The organism is Dactylosporangium sp. NPDC051484 (assembly GCF_040689395.1).
GTDB lineage: Bacteria > Actinomycetota > Actinomycetes > Mycobacteriales > Micromonosporaceae > Dactylosporangium.
The window spans coordinates 1-2,163 of sequence record NZ_JBFAZX010000083.1; the positions used below are offsets into that span (position 1 = coordinate 1).

The window sequence follows — 2,163 nt, forward strand, 5'->3', positions numbered from 1 at the left end:
CTCGACTCCCCGCCCGCTCTGCAGGTCGCAGCCGCGTTCACCGAACTCGCCCGGGCAATCTGACCGCGGACCCGAACGGGATCAACACGTCCGCCGATCCCACAACGCAACGGCGCCCGTCCCGCTGCCCTACAACCGGGCGACGTGGCAAGTCGACCCGGAGCGGCTCGCCGCGCTGGCCCGCACCGCCGCCCGGCCGTACCTGGTGTACCTGGACCAGTTCATGTGCCTGTTCCCGCACGATCTCGCCGCGATCCGCGCCGCGGTCGGCGACGACACGATCATCCACTACGACGGCAGCCACGTCCTCGGGCTCATCGCCGGCGGCCAGTTCCAGGACCCGCTCCGCGAAGGCGCCCACAGCTGTGGACGCTCACGTAATTGCTCTGGTCGCCGCTCGTCGTACCCCAGGCGGATCGCGGGTGTCATGGCGGCTATCAAGCCACCGATGAGCGCGACTGGCAGACCGACCTGCCCGCCCACGTACCTCCTCCTCGCTGCTGCTTCTCTCTGTCCGCTCGTCACGACCGTCGCGGGCGCGACGAGCGAACTGCCGGCGAACGCCATGCCTCGGAGACGGGGGACGACGAGCGAGCAGTAGGCCAATTACGTGAGCGCTGACAACAGCCTCGGCGGGTCGACCCACAATCCGAAGGGGGAACCTCAGGGTGAGATTCCCCCGGGCTACCCGGCAACGCAACAAAGTCGAGATCGAAATACGCAGCACTCATTTCATCAGTCTGGCTTCCCAAGGCTCCAGGTCGTTCCTGTAGCGCCGACCCGCCAAGTGTGTGCCGGCAGCGGTTGTCACCGACAGCTGCGTGAACCGCCAGAGTCCCCTGCTGATCGACAGCCGCGCGGAACGCGTCAAGATCGCCGCGACGAACTCTACGACGTCCTGCCGCGGGATCCCGTCGAAGGTGTACTCATCGCAGATGATCTGAGTATCGGGCAGCGCGGGCGACGCGATGATAATGATATCCGGATCGTCATCATGGGTCGACACGATCGTACATGTACTCCCATTCTCGAGGAACCGCGTGGATATCCTAACGGCCGGAAACTGCGTCGAGATCTCCGCCGCCGGCCACTCCATCAGAACCACCTACCATAGAAAAGACTGGCGTGCTTCTTACCTACACCAATCCGGAAAGTATGCCGAGCTCCTTTGACACCATACTTCTTTTTCGTGCCCTCGGCGCTCCAGCCGATACGAACCTGGGCGTGTTGCCTGTTGAGGACGCCCTGGCGTGCGCCTGGGCGACCGGAGAACTTGTTTCCGAACAGGAATGACTCAGAACCGAAGACCTTCGAGTTTTGCAGTTTGCGACCGAAATTGTTCTGTTTGAAGATCCTCGGGACTTTTGAGAAGCACGAGGAGTTGTGGACGACCAAACCCTCGCCGTCGACTCCGACCACATAGGTGTGGATGTTGGCGACATTCAGATTGTAAACGGTCGCCTGGCCGACTTGGCCGATGTCATAAACTCCACGAACCCCGATAATGTCTCCGTTCGCCATCCTCAGCGGGGAGCCAGCGACCAGGTCCCGTGCGTACACCCAACCTTTGCCGTCGACTAGAACTGGGTGTTTGTCAGTTACTGTCAGAGTGTCGAACAAGTCACCGTCGAGGTCGACCTCGAAGAGGTGTTTGTCGCCCTGGGTCTCGAACACTGTTAGGACCGGCTGCGCGGATCGTTCTCCAGTCACCGGATCGATCGCGGTAACCCAATCACCCTCCGTTACCACTTCAATCGGAAGCCATGTGCCGTTCGCCATAAGCACCGGCGTGCCGGGCGCGAAGGAACTGCACGTTTTCGAGAACGTCCGGGCAAAGCCCCGGCCGATCCGCGCCGCCGACTGGCCGAAATTGCCGATCTTGCTGGAGGCTTTGACCGCGGTGACGGCGACCTTGGCGGCCTTGACGGCGGCTCCGGCGCCGACGACGGCGGCTGCGGCTCCGGCGATGGCCCAGGCGGCTTCTTTCCAGTTGCCGGTGGCGACGTAGGCGACTGCGGAGACGACGCCGCAGATGGTGCCGATCGGGCCGGGGATCATGGAGGCGTACGAGGCGACGACGGCGACGGTGTTCAGGGCTTTTTTGATGCTGCCCCAGCCCCATTTGCCGTCGAGGTCGGTGCAGTTGATGGGGTCGGCGGAGCA

The 2,163-nt window shown here is 63.1% G+C and carries 2 protein-coding genes and 1 pseudogene; 1 reads left to right on the top strand and 2 read right to left on the bottom strand.

All coding sequences use genetic code 11. The annotated features are described in order from the left end of the window. Positions 1-358, top strand: a pseudogene (locus AB0367_RS38690) (hypothetical protein); the annotation flags it as partial. Between the two features lie 369 nt (positions 359-727). On the opposite strand, the gene AB0367_RS38695 reads toward AB0367_RS38690, so the two are convergent. Both AB0367_RS38695 and AB0367_RS38700 read right to left on the bottom strand, forming a co-directional pair. Next, positions 728-1,096, bottom strand: a complete 369-nt coding sequence (locus AB0367_RS38695) for a hypothetical protein (RefSeq protein ID WP_366231495.1) — start codon at positions 1,094-1,096, stop codon at positions 728-730. Continuing rightward, positions 1,096-2,163: Hint domain-containing protein (locus AB0367_RS38700; protein WP_366231496.1), on the bottom strand; the 1,068-nt coding region annotated here is incomplete at its 5' end. The genes AB0367_RS38700 and AB0367_RS38695, both read right to left, overlap by 1 nt.

Coding starts and splice junctions, on each gene's coding strand:
- AB0367_RS38695 (WP_366231495.1), bottom strand. CDS start 1,096: ATGGAGTGGCCGGCGGCGGAGATCTCGACGCAGTTTCCGGCCGTTAGG.